This is a genomic window from Serratia ureilytica (assembly GCF_013375155.1).
GTDB classification, from domain to species: Bacteria; Pseudomonadota; Gammaproteobacteria; order Enterobacterales; family Enterobacteriaceae; genus Serratia; species Serratia ureilytica.
In genome coordinates, this window is the sequence record NZ_JABXOF010000002.1 from 496,215 (window position 1) to 513,530 (window position 17,316).

Annotated in this window: 15 protein-coding genes; 8 read left to right on the forward strand and 7 right to left on the reverse strand. The window is 60.9% G+C overall.

The window, feature by feature from the left end; genetic code table 11:
• Positions 1–36 precede the first annotated feature (36 nt).
• From katG to HWW83_RS05775, 7 genes are all read left to right on the forward strand, one after another.
• A complete protein-coding gene (gene katG / locus HWW83_RS05745) occupies positions 37–2,232 on the forward strand; it encodes a catalase/peroxidase HPI (protein WP_176589071.1) in 2,196 nt (731 codons plus the stop codon).
• Positions 2,233–2,420: 188 nt separating this feature from the next.
• Complete coding sequence (locus HWW83_RS05750) at positions 2,421–3,002, forward strand: hypothetical protein (protein ID WP_055312014.1); 582 nt, start codon at positions 2,421–2,423, stop codon at positions 3,000–3,002.
• Positions 2,999–3,448 carry a hypothetical protein gene (locus HWW83_RS05755; protein WP_089192004.1) on the forward strand — a complete coding sequence of 150 codons (450 nt, stop codon included), beginning with the start codon at positions 2,999–3,001 and terminating at the stop codon, positions 3,446–3,448. Before HWW83_RS05750 ends, HWW83_RS05755 begins: the two co-directional genes overlap by 4 nt.
• On the forward strand, positions 3,441–3,800 hold the full coding sequence (locus HWW83_RS05760; protein WP_103100971.1) for a DUF805 domain-containing protein: 360 nt from the start codon (positions 3,441–3,443) through the stop codon (positions 3,798–3,800). Before HWW83_RS05755 ends, HWW83_RS05760 begins: the two co-directional genes overlap by 8 nt.
• A gap of 479 nt (positions 3,801–4,279) precedes the next feature.
• Entirely contained in the window at positions 4,280–5,179 is a 900-nt protein-coding gene (locus HWW83_RS05765) for a VOC family protein (RefSeq protein ID WP_046688515.1), read from the forward strand.
• 41 nt (positions 5,180–5,220) lie between these two features.
• On the forward strand, positions 5,221–6,510 hold the full coding sequence (locus HWW83_RS05770; protein WP_096242407.1) for an alginate export family protein: 1,290 nt from the start codon (positions 5,221–5,223) through the stop codon (positions 6,508–6,510).
• A gap of 501 nt (positions 6,511–7,011) precedes the next feature.
• Positions 7,012–8,394 (forward strand): serralysin family metalloprotease, encoded by a 1,383-nt coding sequence (locus HWW83_RS05775; RefSeq protein WP_096242408.1) that lies wholly within the window; start codon positions 7,012–7,014, stop codon positions 8,392–8,394.
• A 104-nt stretch (positions 8,395–8,498) separates the two neighbouring features.
• On the opposite strand, the gene HWW83_RS05780 is transcribed toward HWW83_RS05775, so the two are convergent.
• The 6 genes from HWW83_RS05780 to HWW83_RS05805 form a co-directional block, all read right to left on the reverse strand.
• Positions 8,499–9,551: an NAD(P)H-dependent flavin oxidoreductase gene (locus HWW83_RS05780; protein ID WP_129992859.1), complete on the reverse strand. Its 1,053-nt coding sequence runs from the start codon at positions 9,549–9,551 to the stop codon at positions 8,499–8,501.
• A gap of 96 nt (positions 9,552–9,647) precedes the next feature.
• Positions 9,648–11,258 carry an MFS transporter gene (locus tag HWW83_RS05785; RefSeq protein ID WP_101452822.1) on the reverse strand — a complete coding sequence of 537 codons (1,611 nt, stop codon included), beginning with the start codon at positions 11,256–11,258 and terminating at the stop codon, positions 9,648–9,650.
• Positions 11,251–11,676 (reverse strand): DoxX family protein, encoded by a 426-nt coding sequence (locus HWW83_RS05790; protein WP_033651867.1) that lies wholly within the window; start codon positions 11,674–11,676, stop codon positions 11,251–11,253. Before HWW83_RS05790 ends, HWW83_RS05785 begins: the two co-directional genes overlap by 8 nt.
• A 9-nt stretch (positions 11,677–11,685) precedes the next feature.
• Positions 11,686–12,516, reverse strand: a complete 831-nt coding sequence (locus HWW83_RS05795; RefSeq protein ID WP_033651868.1) for an alpha/beta fold hydrolase — start codon at positions 12,514–12,516, stop codon at positions 11,686–11,688.
• Between the two features lie 142 nt (positions 12,517–12,658).
• On the reverse strand, positions 12,659–14,053 hold the full coding sequence (locus HWW83_RS05800) for an MFS transporter (protein ID WP_170852885.1): 1,395 nt from the start codon (positions 14,051–14,053) through the stop codon (positions 12,659–12,661).
• Positions 14,054–14,227: 174 nt separating this feature from the next.
• On the reverse strand, positions 14,228–15,418 hold the full coding sequence (locus tag HWW83_RS05805) for a sugar transporter (RefSeq protein WP_046687439.1): 1,191 nt from the start codon (positions 15,416–15,418) through the stop codon (positions 14,228–14,230).
• Positions 15,419–15,678: 260 nt separating this feature from the next.
• Between HWW83_RS05805 and HWW83_RS05810 the strand changes: the two genes are divergently transcribed.
• Positions 15,679–16,365, forward strand: a complete 687-nt coding sequence (locus tag HWW83_RS05810) for an aspartyl/asparaginyl beta-hydroxylase domain-containing protein (protein WP_046688516.1) — start codon at positions 15,679–15,681, stop codon at positions 16,363–16,365.
• Between the two features lie 17 nt (positions 16,366–16,382).
• Here HWW83_RS05810 and HWW83_RS05815 read toward each other — a convergent pair whose 3' ends face one another.
• On the reverse strand, positions 16,383–17,315 hold the full coding sequence (locus HWW83_RS05815) for an aromatic alcohol reductase (RefSeq protein WP_089194948.1): 933 nt from the start codon (positions 17,313–17,315) through the stop codon (positions 16,383–16,385).
• Between the last annotated feature and the right edge of the window lies 1 nt (position 17,316).

The following is a 17,316-nucleotide window of genomic DNA, read 5'->3' on the forward strand; positions in this document are numbered from 1 at the left end:
CGGCTGGAGCATCTTTACGGAAGCAGAGAGCGCATTATGACAACTGAAAGCAAATGCCCGTTTTCGGGCGGCAAGCAGCCCGCACCGCAGAACGGCCCCACCAATCAGGATTGGTGGCCTAATCAGCTCAGCCTGAAACCGCTGCACCAGCACTCCCCCCTGTCCGATCCGATGGATAAAGACTTCAACTACGCCGATGCCTTCAACAGCCTCGATCTGGCGGCGGTCAAACAGGATCTGCACGCCCTGATGACCGACTCGCAGGTATGGTGGCCGGCGGACTTCGGCCACTACGGCGGCCTGTTCATCCGCATGGCCTGGCACAGCGCCGGCACCTACCGCATCGGCGACGGCCGCGGCGGCGCAGGCGAAGGCCAGCAGCGCTTCGCCCCGCTCAACAGCTGGCCGGACAACGTCAGCCTCGACAAGGCGCGCCGTTTGCTGTGGCCTATCAAGCAGAAATACGGCCGCAACATCTCCTGGGCCGACCTGATTATCCTGACCGGCAACGTGGCGCTGGAATCGATGGGCTTCAAAACCTTCGGCTACGCCGGCGGCCGCGCCGACACCTGGGAGCCGGACGACGTCTACTGGGGCTCTGAGAAGATCTGGCTGGAACTGAGCGGCGGGCCGAATAGCCGCTACTCGGGCGACCGCGATCTGGAAAACCCGCTGGCGGCGGTGCAGATGGGCCTGATTTACGTCAACCCGGAAGGCCCGGACGGCAATCCCGATCCGGTGGCCGCCGCACGCGACATCCGTGAAACCTTCGCCCGCATGGCGATGAACGACGAAGAAACCGTGGCGCTGATCGCCGGCGGCCACACCTTCGGCAAGACCCACGGCGCCGGCCCGGCGTCTCACGTCGGCGCCGATCCGGAAGCCGCCGGACTGGAAGCGCAGGGCCTCGGCTGGCACAGCACCTTCGGCACCGGCGTCGGCAAAGACGCCATCACCAGCGGCCTGGAAGTCACCTGGACCACCACCCCGACCCAGTGGAACCACGACTTCTTCCGCCACCTGTTCGAATACGAATGGGAGCTGAGCCAAAGCCCGGCCGGCGCGCACCAGTGGGTGGCGAAAGACATCGGTGAAACCATTCCCGACGCCTTCGATCCCAACAAAAAACGCCGCCCAACCATGCTGACCACCGACCTGTCGCTGCGCTTCGATCCGGCCTACGAGAAGATTTCGCGCCGCTTCTATGAGCACCCGGAGGAGCTGGCCGACGCCTTCGCCCGCGCCTGGTTCAAGCTGACCCACCGCGACATGGGGCCGCGCGCGCGCTACCTCGGCCCGGAAGTGCCGCAGGAAGCGTTGATTTGGCAGGATCCGATCCCGGCGGTCGATCATCCGCTGATCGATGAGCAGGACATCGCCGCGCTGAAAAACGCCGTGCTGGCTTCCGGCCTGGCGGTGTCGGCGCTGGTCTCCACCGCCTGGGCTTCCGCTTCCAGCTTCCGCGGCTCAGACAAGCGCGGCGGCGCCAACGGCGCGCGCATTCGCCTGGCGCCGCAAAAGGACTGGGCGGTCAACCAACCTGCGCAGCTCGCCGCGACGCTGGCCAAGCTGGAGAGCATCCAACGCGCCTTCAACGATGCACAGACCGGCGGCAAGCGCGTCTCGCTGGCGGACCTGATCGTGCTGGCCGGCGCGGCGGGCGTGGAACAGGCGGCGAAGAACGCCGGTTTCACCCTGACGGTGCCGTTCGCCCCGGGCCGCATGGACGCCTCGCAGGAACAGACCGACGTGGACTCCTTCGAGGCGATGGAGCCGCTCGCCGACGGTTTCCGCAACTTCCTGAAGGGCAAATACCGCGTGCCGGCCGAAACGCTGCTGGTCGACAAGGCGCAGCTGTTGACCCTGACCGCGCCGGAAATGACGGTGCTGGTCGGCGGGCTGCGCGTGCTCGGCGCCAACGTCGGCGGCACGCAGCACGGCGTGTTCACCCATCGCCCGCAGGCGCTGACCAACGACTTCTTCGTCAACCTGCTCGACATGGGCACCACCTGGCACCCGGTCGGTGAAGACGGCCTGTTCGAAGGCCGCGATCGCCGCAGCGGCGCGGTTAAATGGACCGGCACCCGCGTCGATCTGGTGTTCGGTTCGCACGCGCAGCTGCGCGCGCTGGCCGAAGTCTACGGCAGCGCCGACGGGCAAGAGAAGTTCGCCCACGACTTCGTCGCCGCCTGGAACAAAGTGATGAACCTCGATCGTTTCGATCTGGCGTAACTTAGCGACAGCACAAAGCCCGCCACGGTAAGTCGGCGGGCTTTTTTATTGGAGGGTAAAAACCGACGACGCAACACATAAAAATGACTAACTGATTGATAAAATTTATAACCCCATGATAGGTTGGGCGATTAAATGTATACGAAGACAATTTAAAAATATTAAAAATCAATAAAATAGGAGTAATCATGGACGATATTAATGTTTACGGAGAAACAGGAATATTTATCATTAAAGAACAAATTTTCAGCAAAAATGGGCTCCCGTCCATAGGACACTTCTCTCCTTCTGCTGTACAAATCCAGCGCTACGTCTACCAATTGCGTAAGGAACAAGAGGTTTTTTGGGAGGGGCGAAAGATCGACTATACACAGCTCGGCATTTGGGAAAAATTTAAGATACTGATGGGCAACGACTTGGTCAGTAGAGACAAACAAGGGGGCAGCACGCTCTATTCACTGGAGTTCGCCGGATTTGAAACAAGAATAACACCTCTGGATGGAGCAAAAGCCCCCCTCCCCGAATTTTTAGGAAAATCCTATAAGATTAACGTACCCACACCTTACATTTATGGCCAAGATCCTATCCCAGAGATGAAGCTCTATGGCAGGAAAGACGTCTCATTCATTATGAGCAACGGTGGACAATCAGCCCCTACTGCAATGGCAAAATACAACAAGACGACCAAGAATCTGATAATGATTCGTACTGAACTAGAAATGAAAAATTTGATGTTATCCTTGAGCAGCGCCAAGGAGCTAAAAAAATGAAGAAAACGATGCTGTTCATTAGTCTGATAGTCATTTATGGTTTTATTGGTTATTTTCTGCACCTCCCAATGGCAAAGCTCTACTTTGCCGGGAAAACATTGTTTGTTTCTGACGTTGCAGCAACGGTCGTTACCCAGTTTAAGGCCGCCGGGATTTTCATTTTGTGCGGTGTCATCATCCTGACGCAGATCGTACTGACAAAAAAATCAAAATCCGTTAGACGATATGCCGTTATCTATAGCACTTGGGTGGGTATCCACTTCGTCTACCTTCTCGTCATCTTGATACTTAAGAGCAAGTTCCTAGAACCTCTCAACAAAATCCCGATGGATGCAATTGCTGTTGAACAGTTTAACCTTGCTGGCCCAGCGCTTATTTCTCTGGTTTTAACCTGTTCGTCGCTATGGCTCGTCAACAAGTCAGGACAATCAGCACGCAATGTCTAAACAACCGAGAATCCTGAATAGTCTACTCAACTGTTACAAAAAGACCTTCACCTACTCAGGTCGCGAAAGCCGTGGGCCTTATTCAATGCTGCTTTTGTGCCAGCACGTTTGGTTTCTGCTTTATCTCGCTGTTATCGCCAGCAAGATGAATGAGATTTCCATTTTCGTGCTTGCAGCGTTTTTGCTGCCTATGCTAGCGGCCAATGTGCGCCGTTTGCACGATGCGGGTTACTCCGGTGGTTGGTGCCTGACCTGGTTCTGCTTCACACCCTATGTGATGCTGATCTTCGCGCTGTTCCTTCCCGCAAAGAACCTCAACAACCCTTACGACGATCGCCCAAACCTGGCGTAAGCCCCCTCAACGGCCTGCTTCGGCGAGCCCTGTCAGGCGCCGCGATATTCTCTTTTCCCGCTTATTCGTATTTACTCAACAAGTCATATAAAAATTTGATGGGCGGCAATTCTTTTAATGCTGTATTTATATTTAGAGGGCAATGAAGAGCGTAAACTCACATCGTTAATGCGATATATCCCATCAAGGAGATGACCGTTATGGATTATCCTCGATACACCTCAACACGCGACGAGGCGGATCTCATCATCGCCGTCCCTTAGCGTCAGTGGGTTTGGCCGGCAAAGGCGCCCCATCGTTTTACGCCATAAAAATAGATGTTCTGCACCTGCGCGATATTCGCCTGGGCGCCTGACGTTTGCCCTTCGTTAATGTTTCACGGCGCGCATTGCGCTTTTGGTTTTTATTTTTCAGCCGACGGGAAAGCTCATGGAAAATTACGCTTCACTCAGGAATATAACCGCTACCTGGAGGTCAACATGCAACATATTATCGGCATTTCTTCTCGTCGGCTGAGAATATCGGCCCTTGCGCTGCTGCTCCCGGCGATGTCATGGGCGGCCGATACGGCGTCTGTCGCCGTAGGGCCGCAGTATGACACCACCCATGTCTACGTCGAACGCGGCAAGATGGATGCCTTTGTCGACAGCATCCTGAAAACCTTCGGCGGCACCAGCACCGAACGCGTGCTGGTCAACGTCACGCCCACGCCCAGCGAAACCTACTCACAGCTGATACTGACGCCGGCCGGCAGCTTCTCGGTGTTCGATTTCAAAACGCCGATCCCGCATCCGTTTGGCGCTGAGCGCAACGGTTTTCTGGTCAGGGATATGGACGCCGCCATTCAGCAAGCCAAGGCCGCCGGCGCCGATGTGCAGGTCGAACCCTTCGACGATCCGATTGGCCGCGACGCGGTGATCCAGTGGCCCGGCGGCGTCAACATGCAGCTTTATTGGCACACCAAAGCGCCCAACTACAAGCCGCTGCTGAGCGTGCCGGAAAACCGCCTGTACCTCTCCGCCTATCGCGTCGACGACTTCCTTAACAGCTATCGGGCATTCTCGCACGCCAAGGTGGCGAGCGACGCGCAAGTCAGCGATGCGGCGATCGGCCGTAACGGCAACGGCAAGATCCGCCAGATCGAACTGGACTCCCGCTTCGGCAAAACGCGCATTTTCGTCACCGACGGACATCTGCCTTATCCGTTCGGCCATGAGCGCACCGGCTATGGCGTCGACGATCTGTCGGCCACGCTGGCCAAAGCGACGGCCAGCGGCGCGCAGGTGCTGTGGCATTCGACGGCGGCGGAACGCCGCGCCTCGGCGCTGGTGAGCTTCCCCGGCGGCTATATCGCCGAAATTCACCAGACGGCTAAATAAACCCAAGGCGCGCTGCGGCGCGCTTTTTTCTTCGGATATCCATGATGAAACGCACGCTACCCGCACTGTTGCTGTTCTCCACGCTCCCCGCGCTGGCGGCGGAGCCCGCCGCTTCCCCCTGGAAAAACATCCCGTTGGGCGATGCGGCCACGTTGTCTTTCGACGGTTCACTGCGCGAGCGCTATGAATGGACGGATCAGCGGGATCTGAACGGCGGACGCGACGACACCTTCATGCAGCGCTTGCTGGTTGGCGCGCGCCTCGACTACGGCGACTATGTCGGCGCCTATGTGCAGGTGGGATCGTCGCTGGCCACGCCGCGCGACCGCGGGCGCAAGCCGACCGACGAAGATCATGCCTACCTCGGCCAGGGCTATGTGGATATGAAACTGCCCACCGCCTACGGCCTCGGCACCCTGCGGATCGGCCGCCAGGAGATTGCGCTGGGCTCGCTGCACCTGCTGGGCACCCGCGACGGCCCCAACGTGCGCCGCTCCTTCGACGCTATCCGCGCCAGTTGGGTCAAGGACAAAAACCGCCTCGACGCCTTTATCGGCCACCCCATTACGCTCAAAACCGGCAGTTTCGACGACGATACCGACAACAGCCAAAAGGTATGGGGGCTGTACGGCACCACACCGCTGACGCCGCTGGCTTCCTCGCTCGATCTTTATACCTTCGGCTTTGAAGATAACGACGCCCACTACGCGCAGCTCAGCGGGCAAGAGCGGCGCTACACCGTCGGCGCGCGCATTTTCGGCGCGGCGCAGGGCTTCGACTGGGACAATGAGGCCGCCTGGCAGTTCGGCAGCGCGGAACAGCGCGACATCCGCGCCTGGTCGGCGTCGGCGCACGCCGGCTATACGGCGAACGACTGGCGCTGGCGGCCGCGCTTTGGCGGCAAAATCGGTATCGCCAGCGGCGACAAAAACGGTCACGACGGGCAGCTCAATACCTTTAACGCCATGTACCCCAAGCTGCCCTACCTGACCGAGAACGGGCTGGTGGCGCCGGCGAACCTGATCGCCATCCATCCTTCGGTCACGATCACGCCGTGGCAAACCCTGTCCATCGACTTCAGCTGGGACGCGTTATGGCGGCAACGCCGCGAGGATGCCTTCTACCTCGGCCCGATGCGCCCGGTGAAAGGCAGCGAACAGGGCTCGCGCTTTATCGGCAACCAGTATCAGGTCGAAACCACCTGGACACCGCGCAGCGATCTTCAGTTCAAGGTGGCCTATGTCTACTTCGACGTCAGCAACAGCCTGCAGCACCATGCCGGGCTGAAAAACATGAACTTCGTCCTGGCGCAGGGCACCTACAGTTTTTAAGTATCAGGCAAGTTAATCGGTGTACGCGGGCGCCCTCAATAATCCCGTATCCGATTAATGCCGACAGCCGGCGTGCGGCCGCCTCTATGCGTTACGGCAATGGCGGCTACTCACCGCATTTCACAGATAAAGAGCTGGAAAAGCAGAAAGATAAATCAGCGACGCAAACGCCGCGCGCCGATTACAGAGAAATATTAAATAAAGATTTAATTCCAACGAGTTATTTAAACACGTCTTTTACTCATATCTTATGTAAAAGATTCATATAAGAATAACTCATTAATAAAATAATTGTGTTTATACTGCTTTAACTCAATCACAGTGCACAATTAATTCCTCACCGTGATTAATGATAAGGATATATTCCGCTTGAACGCAATATTCAAGCCAGACCAAGGAGGCAAGCCAATGATATCACTTTAATTACCCCTGATTTTCAAACCTGTGTACGAGCATATAGAGCGTTAGGTGCAATATTGTCAACGTCCAAAGGAGTTTGATATGTCATTAGCGACCGATAAGATTTCCGATTATTTAACCCGTTATGAAAGAGGCGATCACGCGGGGAGCAGTAAACCGTCATATACCACGCAAGAGGTTTCAGATCTGCTGCTGAGGAGCCATTATTCCGCCAATGGCAAAGGCGTGACCGACCATGCGGCTACCTTGACCTACTCTTTCCCCGTCTATACGGGCAGCGACAAGACGGGCGCCGCGCAGCTTACCGCCGCCCAGCAAGCCCAAACCAAGCTTTCATTGCAATCCTGGTCGGATGTGGCCAACATCACGTTCACCGAGGTTAAAGGCAACGACGCGAAAAATGCAGATATAAAGTTTGGTTTTTATAAGGCGGCCAGCGGGGGCAATTACACCTCGTATGAAAGTACGCAGAGCAATCTAAAAAGCACCATTTGGATCAGCGGCAATAACGGCTACGACGCCTCCAATCCGCAAACCAATAATTACGCCAGGGATACACTCACCCATGAAATAGGGCATGCGTTGGGGCTTTCTCATCCCGGCAATTATGATGCGTCAAATGCCACCTACCCCACCTACGCCAACTCGGCGAAGTATTATGAAGACGACCATCAATATTCTTTGATGAGCTATTTTAACGAACAATACACCAGCGCTGACTATAAAGGCGTTTGGCCATCAGGGCCGCAGCTGGATGATATTACCGCCATACAGAAGCTTTACGGCGCGAATACCACCACGCGCACCGGCGATACCACCTATGGTTTCAACTCGAATACGGACCGAGACTTTTTGAGCGTTAAGGCGTCCACGGACAAAATCGTGGCGGCTATCTGGGATGCCGGCGGCAATGACACGCTGGATTTTTCAGGCTACAGCCAGGATCAGCGCATCAACATTAACGAAGGCGCATTCTCTGATGTCGGCGGCTTGAAGGCGAATATCGCCATCGCCTACGGCGCGCAGATTGAAAATATCATCGGCGGCAGCGGCGCCGACATTCTTGTGGGCAACGCGCTGAACAATACGTTAAAAGGCGGTGCAGGCAACGACATCATTTACGGTGCCGGCGGCGCCGATCAGCTCTGGGGCAATGCAGGCGCGGACACCTTCGTCTTCCGCGAAGCCGGCGACAGCCAAGCCGCCGCGCCGGATTGGATCCGCGATTTCCAGACCGCGGAGGATAAAATCGACCTGTCGTGGCTCAACCAGACGGCTAAGGCCGAGGGGGGCGAGTTGCACTTCGTGGATAATTTAAGCGGCTCGTTATATGAAGCGGCGCTGAATTATGACGCGCAGCAGAATGTCACCGATCTGGCCATCAATCTCTCCGGCAATCAATTGCCTGATTTTCTGGTTAAAATCGTTGGGCATGTCGACGCTTCCGCCGATATTCTCGTCTAGCCAAGAAACCAACAGTCCGGCGCGAACGCCGGACTGTTCATCTCTTATCAGACCTCACCCGGCGTCTTTTTACATTGCCACAGCAATAAATCGCGCAGACGAGGTCACACCGCTTCCAGCTCCGCCGCCAGGGTGGCGACCAGCTCCGCCGCCGGCATCGGCCGCGCCAGGCCGACACCCTGCCCGGCCCACAGCGACATAAACTCCCCGCGCCCGGCCTTGGCCGCCGCCTGGCGGATATCGCCGGTGAGCGCGTTCTGCACCGGATAAGGCAGGATCTGCTCCTCTTCCGCGCGCATCTGCCGCATGAAATCATTGACGATGCCGCGCGCCGGGCGGCCGCTGAAGGCGCGCGTCAGGCGCGTGCTGTCATCGCCAGCGTTGCGCAGCGCCGCCCGCCAGGCTTCGGCGATGCCCGACTCCGGGCTGCACAGGAATGCGGTGCCCAGCTGCGCCGCCTGCGCGCCCAGCAATTGTGCCGCCGCGATGCCGCGCCCGTTCATGATGCCGCCTGCGGCAATCGCCGGGATCTTCACCGCCGCCACCACCTGCGGCAGCAGGGCCATCAGGCCGACGCAGGACTGTTCGATATCGCCAAGGAAGGTCGGGCGGTGGCCGCCCGCCTCCGCGCCCGAGACGCAGACGAAGTCGGCGCCCGCCTCTTCCCAGGCGCGGGCTTCCGCCACCGTGGTGGCGGTGCCGATCACCCGCGAACCGGCCTTCTTGAACTGCGTGACCGTCGCGCGCGGCAGCACGCCGAAGGTGAAGCTGACCACCGGCGGTGCAGCCTCCAGCAGGGCCGCGATCTGGTCGCGGTTGTTTTCGGCGAATTGGGTCGGCATGGGCGGTTCACTCAGCCCCAGCGCTTCGCGGAACGGCCGCAGCAGGTGCTGGGCGCGCTTGAGCTCGGCGAGATCCGGGTGCTGCTCATCGAGCAGAAACAGATTGATGTTGAACGGCGCGGCGGTCTGCGCGCGGATCTGCTGCACGCGCTCGAGGATCACCGCCGGGGAAAACAGCGCCGCCGCGCACGATCCCAGCGCCCCGGCGTTGCTCACCGCCACCGCCAGCGCCGGCGGCGACGCGCCGTTCATCGGCCCCTGAACGATCGGATAGCGCAGCCCAAGCTCGCGGGCAAAAGCAGAAGGTGCCGTCATCAATATGTCTCCCTGTGCTGACTACATTCGTCTTACGGCGGCCGCGCCGCCGAACCGACCAAAAGCATAGCACCTTCTCACCGCCTGGCCGTGCAGTTAATGCTTCACCTGACGCCGGTCGAGCGACAGGAAGTGATGCACCACCGGTTTCTCAGGGCCGATATGGAAGCGCAGCGCCTCCTGCTGCAGATCGGCGTCGGCGTGCGATACCCGCTGGTGCTGCCGCAGATGCTCCGCCCAGGATTCCACCAGGAACCACTCCATGATGCATTCCGGATCGCCGGTGTGCTCGGTGATGCCCCAGGCGTAAGCGCCATCGCGGCGACGCGCCCGCTCCAGCATCAGCAGCGTGCGCAAGAACTGCGGCCGATCCTGCTCGCGAATGCGGTACTCCACCTGAATCATCACCGGGCCGCGATCGTTCTCGACCGGCGTGTTAACCAACGGCTCCGGCCAATGGTTCGACGGCTGCAGATCGGCCTCGCCGGTCGGCAGACGCAGGCGGTGGAACAGCAGCCCCGCCGCCAACAGGCCGACGCCGCCGACCAGCAGCGTGGCGGCCACGCCCAGCTCCTGCGCCACCAGCCCCCACAACAGGCTGCCCGCCGCCATCGCGCCGTTGAACACCATCAGATAGATGGCCAGGCCGCGGCCGCGCACCCAGTTAGGCAGCACGCCCTGCGCCGCGCCGTTGAGCGTGGTCAGCGCAATGATCCAGCCGGCGCCCAGCACCAACAGCAGCACCACCGCCAGCCACTGCGGCGGCGCCAGCGACAGGGCCGCCATTACCGCCGCCGTCAGCACCGCCGCCAGCAACACCAGCCCGTCGGCGTTCAGCCGCTGGCGCAGGCGCGGCAGCACGATCGCCCCGAGGATCGCCCCGGCGCCCACCGCCCCCAGCAGGACGCCGTAAAAACCGGCGCTGCCGCCCAGCATGCGGCGCGCCACCAGCGGCAGCAGCGCCCAAACCGAGCTGGAGAAGGCGAAGAACACCGCCGCCCGCAGCAGCACCACGTGCAGCTCGCGGCTGGAACGGGCATAGCGCAGCCCGGCGCGGAAGGCGCCGAAGAAGTGTTCCGACAGGCCGCTGTCCTCAACCTTCGGCCGCTTCCACCACAGCAGCGCCGCGATCACCAGCACATAGCTCATCACGTCCGCGCCGTAGGCCGCGCCGGCGCCGAAGCTGGCCAGCAGCAAACCGCCGGCCGCCGGGCCGATGGAGCGGGCGATGTTGATGCCCAGCGAGTTCAGCGCCACGGCGTTTTTCAGCTCGCCGCGCGGCACCAGCTCCGGCACGATCGCCTGCCAGGTCGGCCCCATCAGCGCCGCGCCGATGCCGCCGACGAAGGTCAGCGCCAGCAGGTATTCCACCGTCAGCGCGCCGGTCTGCGACAGCAGCAACAGGCTGCCGCTGACGCAGGCCAGCAGAATTTGCACGAAGATCAGAAAGCGTCGCCGATCGAGAATGTCCGACAGCACCCCGGCCGGGATGGCCAGCAGGAACACCGGCAGCGTGGCGGCGGTTTGCATCAGCGCCACCGCCGAAGGGTTGCTCGACAGGTCGGTGATCAGCCACGAGCTGGCGACGTCGCGCATAAAACTGCCGACGTTGCCGAGCACCGTGGCGCCCCACAGCACCGCAAATAATGGAATTTTCAGCGGCGCGAAGCCGCCCGCCGTCGCCTTGTTTTCCGTCTGTTCAGCCATCCGTTCGCTCCTTCAAATCGTTAAATGCCACCAGCAACAGCGCGCCGGCCAGCCCGAGGTGTTCAAAAAATCCGTTCATCATCTGGCCGCGCTCCGCCCCGTCGAACTGCCAGAACGGATTGGCCATCAGCGTCGCCATCAGGGTAAAACCGGCCAGCGCCAACGCGCCGAGCCAGCGATAAAAACCGCTCAGGATCAGCGCCGACGCCGCCAGTTCCAGCAGCGTCACCAGCACGGCGAACAGCGCCGCCGGCTGCAGGCCGAAGTGGGTCATCTCGGCGATGGCGCCCTCAACGTTCAGCGCCTTGACCAGCCCGCCCTGAATATAGGCGGCGCAGATCGCGAGCAGCAGCACCCAGCGCACCGCAGGCGCGTGCAGCCGCTGCGCGCAGCGGGCGGCGATAACAGTCAGGTTCATCGCGCCCCCTTAAAACGGCGAATTCTGGATGAAGGCCAGCAGATCGGCGTTGAAGCGATCGGGATCGGCCTGCGCCAAACCGTGAGAGCCGCCGGCGTAAACATTCAGCTCCGCCTGTTGCATAAGCTTAGCGGCTTTCAGCGCCGAGGCGCCGATCGGCACGATCTGATCGGCGTCGCCGTGCACCAGCAGCGTCGGCTTGTCGATCGCCAGCAGATCGGCGGTGTAATCCACTTCGGAGAACGCGCGTACGCAGTCGTACTGCCCTTTCACGCCGCCCTGCATGCCCATCAGCCAGAAGCTGTCGATCAGCCCCGCGTTGCTCTCCACCTCGTCGCACTGGAAGCCATAGAACGGCACCGCCAGCTCTTTGAAGAACTGCGAGCGGTTGCCCGCCACGCCGCTGCGAATGCCGTCGAACGCCGCCATCGGCGTGCCCTCTGGGTTGACCGGCGTCTGCAGCATCAGCGGCGGCACGGCGCCGACCAGCACCACTTTCGCCACCCGATCGCTGCCGTGACGGCCGATGTAGCGCGCCACTTCGCCGCCGCCGGTGGAATGGCCGACCAGGATCAGATCGCGCAGATCCAGCGTTTCGATCAGCAGGGCCAGATCGTCGGCGTATTGGTTGATGTCGTTGCCGTGCCAGGTTTGATCAGAACGGCCGTGGCCGCGGCGATCGTGGGCGATCACGCGGAACCCGCTCTGGCCGAAAAACAGCATCTGGTTGTCCCAGGCATCGGCGGACAGCGGCCAACCGTGCGAGAACAGGATCGGCTGGCCGCGGCCCCAATCCTTATAGAAAATGCGTGCGCCATCGGGCGCGGTAAGAGTGCTCATGACGTGTTCCCCGCTCGGTATCGAATTGGATTTTGGACGGGTTAACAGTACGGCAGGCGCAAAGGCAGTGATAACGGAATAATTTTCGCATGATCGCGAGTTTTTTTGCTGAAGAGGCCGGCGTCGCCGCCGGCGCAAAACGTCAGATGTTTTCCAGATCGATGCCGCGCGTTTTCGGGCCGAACAGCCCGATCACCAGCATCACGATCAGCATGCTGGCGACGATAAACGCGATCACCCCCAGCGAACCGCCGTACTGCAAGATAATGCCGATAATGATGCTGCTGAACACCGTCGACAGCCGGCTGAAGGAGTAGCAGAAACCGACGGCGCGGGCGCGGATGTGGGTCGGGAAGATCTCGGATTGATAGGAGTGGTAGCTGTAGGTCAGCCAGGCGTTGGACCAGGTGATGAAGAAGCCGCACAGGATCAGCCACAGCGGGTTGTTCTGCAGCGCGAACAGCGAGCCGAAGATCACCGTCACCAGGCAAGACAACACGATCTGCCACTTATTCTCCATCTTGTCGGCGTAGAAGCTGCACAGCAGCGAGCCCAGCGGGTAGGCCAGCGTGATGAAGAAAGCGTACAGCAGGCTGTGGGTGACCGAAGCGCCCTTGCCCGACAGCAGCGCTGGCAGCCAGTTGCCGAAGCCGAAGAAGCCGATGGCCTGAAAGAAATTCATCACCACCAGCATCAGCGTGCGATCGCGATACTGCGGCGCCCAGATATCGCGAAAGCGGCCGCGCAGCGGCGCGCCCTCGGCATCGTCAACCGGGCGCGACGGGAAGTCCGTGGCTGCCACGCCGCAGCGCCGCTCCATATCCCGCATCACCTGCCGGGCCTGCGCATAGCGCCGCTGCTGCACCAGCCAGCGCGGCGACTCCGGCAGCCCCTTGCGCACCAGCCAAATCACCAGCGAAGCCAGCGCGCCGGCGATCACCACGTAGCGCCAGCCGCTCAGGCCCCAAATCGTCTGCGGCACCAGCCACCAGGACATCAGCGCCACCGCCGGCACCGACAGGAACTGCACGAAGAACGCGAAGGCGAAAGCCCGGGTGCGCAGATGCGCGGGCACCCACTCCGTCAGGTAGGTATCGATGGTCACCAGCTCAATGCCGAGCCCGACGCCCACCAGAAAGCGCAGAAAGATCACCCACTCCGCCTGCTGTTGAAACGCCAGCAGCAGCGAGAAGGCGCCATACCAGATCAGGGCGAACATGAAGGTGGCGCGCCGGCCGAAGCGATCGGCGTACGGGCTCAGCAGGCTGGCGCCGACGAACAGGCCGAGAAAGGTGGCGGAGGCGAAGGCCGCCTGATCCGACACGCCGAAGACGCCCTGCGCGCCGGTGTGGAAAATGCCGTCGGCGATAAGGCCGGTGCTGATATAGCCGGTCTGGAACAGATCGTAGAGTTCGAAAAAGCCGCCCAGCGACAGCAGAATGATAAAGCGCCACAGGCCGGCCGACGCGGGCAAGGCGTCGATTCTGGCCGCCAAATCCCGCGCATGGATCGGCGACGCCGCTACAGAGTCACTCACCGTTAACCTCGCATTAACATTTTTGATGACTTTCTATGCTAGCGAAGCGGCGTCGGAGTTAAATTTTTAATTAGCAGACTATGAAAAAAAGTTAAGCATAAAACGCTGCAGCAGCCTGTTTTATAGCAGGAAAATGTAGCGCGGGATGCCGCAGCGGCATCCCGAATCGGCAGGTTAACGGCTGTGGTGGTGCTGCAGCCGTTCGCTGCGGTAGGCGCTCAGCAAGCACCAGCCGAGGGCGATCAGCGCCAGCGGCGCGGCGACGAAGCCGATGTTGCCCATGCCCAGATGCAGGCTCACCTGATTGCCCAGCAGCGCGCCGCTGCCGATGCCGAAGTTGTACAGGCCGGAGAAGATCGCCATCGCCACGTCGGTGGCGTCCGGCGCCAGGCTCAAAACCCTGGCCTGCATCGACAGGCCGATCGCCATGATCGCCATGCCCCAAAAGATGCACAGCACCGTCAGATGGCTTTCGCTGCCGGCGGCCGGCAACAGCAGCAGCAGGCTCAAGGCCAGCAGCGTAATGGCGCCGATAAAGAAGCCGGAAGGAAAACGCTCGCTGTAGCGGCTGAACAGCAGGCTGCCGACGATGCCGGCGGCGCCGAACAGCAACAGCATCAGCGTGGTGAAGTTCTCCGACAGCCCGGCCACGGTCTGGATAAACGGCTCGATGTAGCTGTAGGCGGTGAAGTGCGCCGTCACCACAATGATGGTCAGCATGTAAAGCGCCATCAGCGCCGGGCGCTTGAACAGCAGCGGCACGCTGGCCAGCGAACCGGAGTGCTCGCTTTTCAGCACCGGCAACAGGCGCCACAGCAGCACCAGCGCCAGGGTGGCGCACACCGCGATGCCGATAAAGGTCATGCGCCAGCCGAGCAACTGCCCCACCACCCGCCCGAGCGGCAACCCGAGCACCATCGCCAGCGCGGTGCCGCCCGCCAGCAGGCTCAGCGCCTGGGCTTTCTTGCCCGGCGGCGCCACGCGGATCGCCAGCGAGGCGGTGATCGACCAGAACACCGAGTGCGCCAGCGCCACGCCGGCGCGCGAGATAACCAGCGTGGTAAAGTTCCAGGCCACGGCGGTCAGTATGTGGCTGGCGATAAACAGCATGAACACGCCGATCAACAGTTTGCGGCGCTCGATCTTGCTGGTCAGCAGCATGCACGCCAGCGAGGCGGCGGCGACGATCCAGGCGTAAATGGTAATGATCAAGCCGACCTGTTCGGTTTGCATCGAAAAGCTGGCGGCAATATCGCTCAGCAGACCGACCGGAATAAACTCGGTGGTGTTGAATATAAAGGCCGAGACGGCGAGGATGACCACGCGCAACCAGGCGGTTGAGCGGGAAACGGGAGCGTGTTCCATGGTAAAAAAAATCCGGACAGGTGCGGGCAAGTCGCGATATTTTAACCAACCGGCCCGCTAAATGCGATACGCGTCACATTTTAATTGTGTGGTTTTTTTCACCGCCCATCGACACGCTCACCGACGCACGGTTGCCAAAATGCTGTGCTAATCTATTGAAGCGTACCAATTTTTCCTGCCGCTCTTCCCCGGCCGTCCACGCGCCGCGCCGAAGACCCGCGCAGTGTCCCTTTGGCGTTTCCTGAGGCGAGGTCATTATGATGTCCGCGATTTATGATTGGTCCGTACTTGCCCTGCGCAATGTTTACGATCGCCGCATCCAGGGCCAGCCGGTGCTCGACAGCGCGGCCCTCTTCCCCGACGCCGAACGCTTTACCGCCCAATGGCGGCAGATCCGCGAAGAGGCGCTGACGGTCGCCCACGATCTGCACAATATCCCGCGCTTCCACGAGATCATGAGCCAGCAGGCGTCCATCTCCGCCAACGACGCGCGCGACTGGCGCATGTTCATCATGAAGGCCTATGGCCAGCCCATCCCCCGCAACCTGGCACGCTGCCCGACGCTGGCGGCGCTGATCGCCTCCTCGCCGGACGTGCTGTCCGCGTCGCTCTCCTTCCTGGCGCCCGGCAAACAGGTGCCGCCCCATCGCGGCCCGTTCCGCGGCATTCTGCGCGGCTATCTGGTGCTGGACATGCCCAAACGCGCCGACGGCGCGCCGGCGGCGGTGCTGAAGGTGGATGGCCGCGAATACCGGCTGCGCGAAGGGGAGTTCATGCTGTGGGACGATACCTTCGAGCACGAGGTATGGAACGACAGCCCGCAGGTGCGCACCGTGCTGCTGCTGGACATTCGCCGCCGCGACATGCCCGGCGGGCTGCGGCTGCTCTCCAGAGCCATCATCGCGCTGGTGCGGCTGAACGTGCGCTGGATGCAGCGCCAGTTCTGATTGCGGCGCACAGGCGATTAACCACCCTGAGAAGCCAGCCACTGGCCGGCGGTGGTGGCGGCCATGCCCTGGCGCGCATTGAAGGTGTTCGCCTTATCCCAGGCCACGCCGTCGGGTCGGGCGAAAGCCAACCGGTATTTCGCGCCGACGTCATGCGGATGATTCCGCACCTCCGCCTGCAGCCGCTCTTTGTCCAATAGGACTCTGTTGACCTCCACGCCCCAGTGCGCCTGCATAAGATCGGCAAGCTCACGGTAGGTCAGCGTATCCCCGGCGATATAGACCACCTGGTTGCGAAACGCGGGCCGATGGAAAAAAATCGCGGCCGTCAGCCGGCCAATGTCCTCGGGAGTGGTCAGCGTCACCGCATACTGCCAATCGCCCAGCGCGCGCACGGTTTTGCGTTCCGCATCCACCACGCCAAAACCCGAGTCAAACAGGTAGCTGGTGAAAATGCCCGTGGAAACAATCACCCACTCCGTTGCGCTCTGCGCGCGCAGCAGGTGACGCACCTCGAGCTGTTCATCCCACACCGGCTGCCCGCTGCCTTTACCGACGACATCGTAGTCCACGCCGAACTGCCACGGGAAGTAGCGCGCCACGCCGGCCTGCAAAACGGCCTGGGTGATCTTTATCTGCGTGCCCGCCCCGCCGACGAAGCCGCTGCAGTTGATTACCGCATCAAAGCCACGCAGCAGCACGCTCAGCGCCTCCACCCCGCTTTGCTGCAGATCGCCTTCCACCACGGCGATCCCGAGCCGCGCCAGCTCATCCCGCCGCGCCCGGAGCGGGCCGCTCACGGCGCGGGCGGCCTCCGGCCGGAGCAGTACGCTGATTTTTAAAGATGGAGATAACTGAGCCTGCCGGCTCATCGCTCGCAGTACCGGCAGCCCCAGTTCGCCGGCGCCGAGTATGAGCACGGTATTGATGGATGGATTTGTGGATTTCATG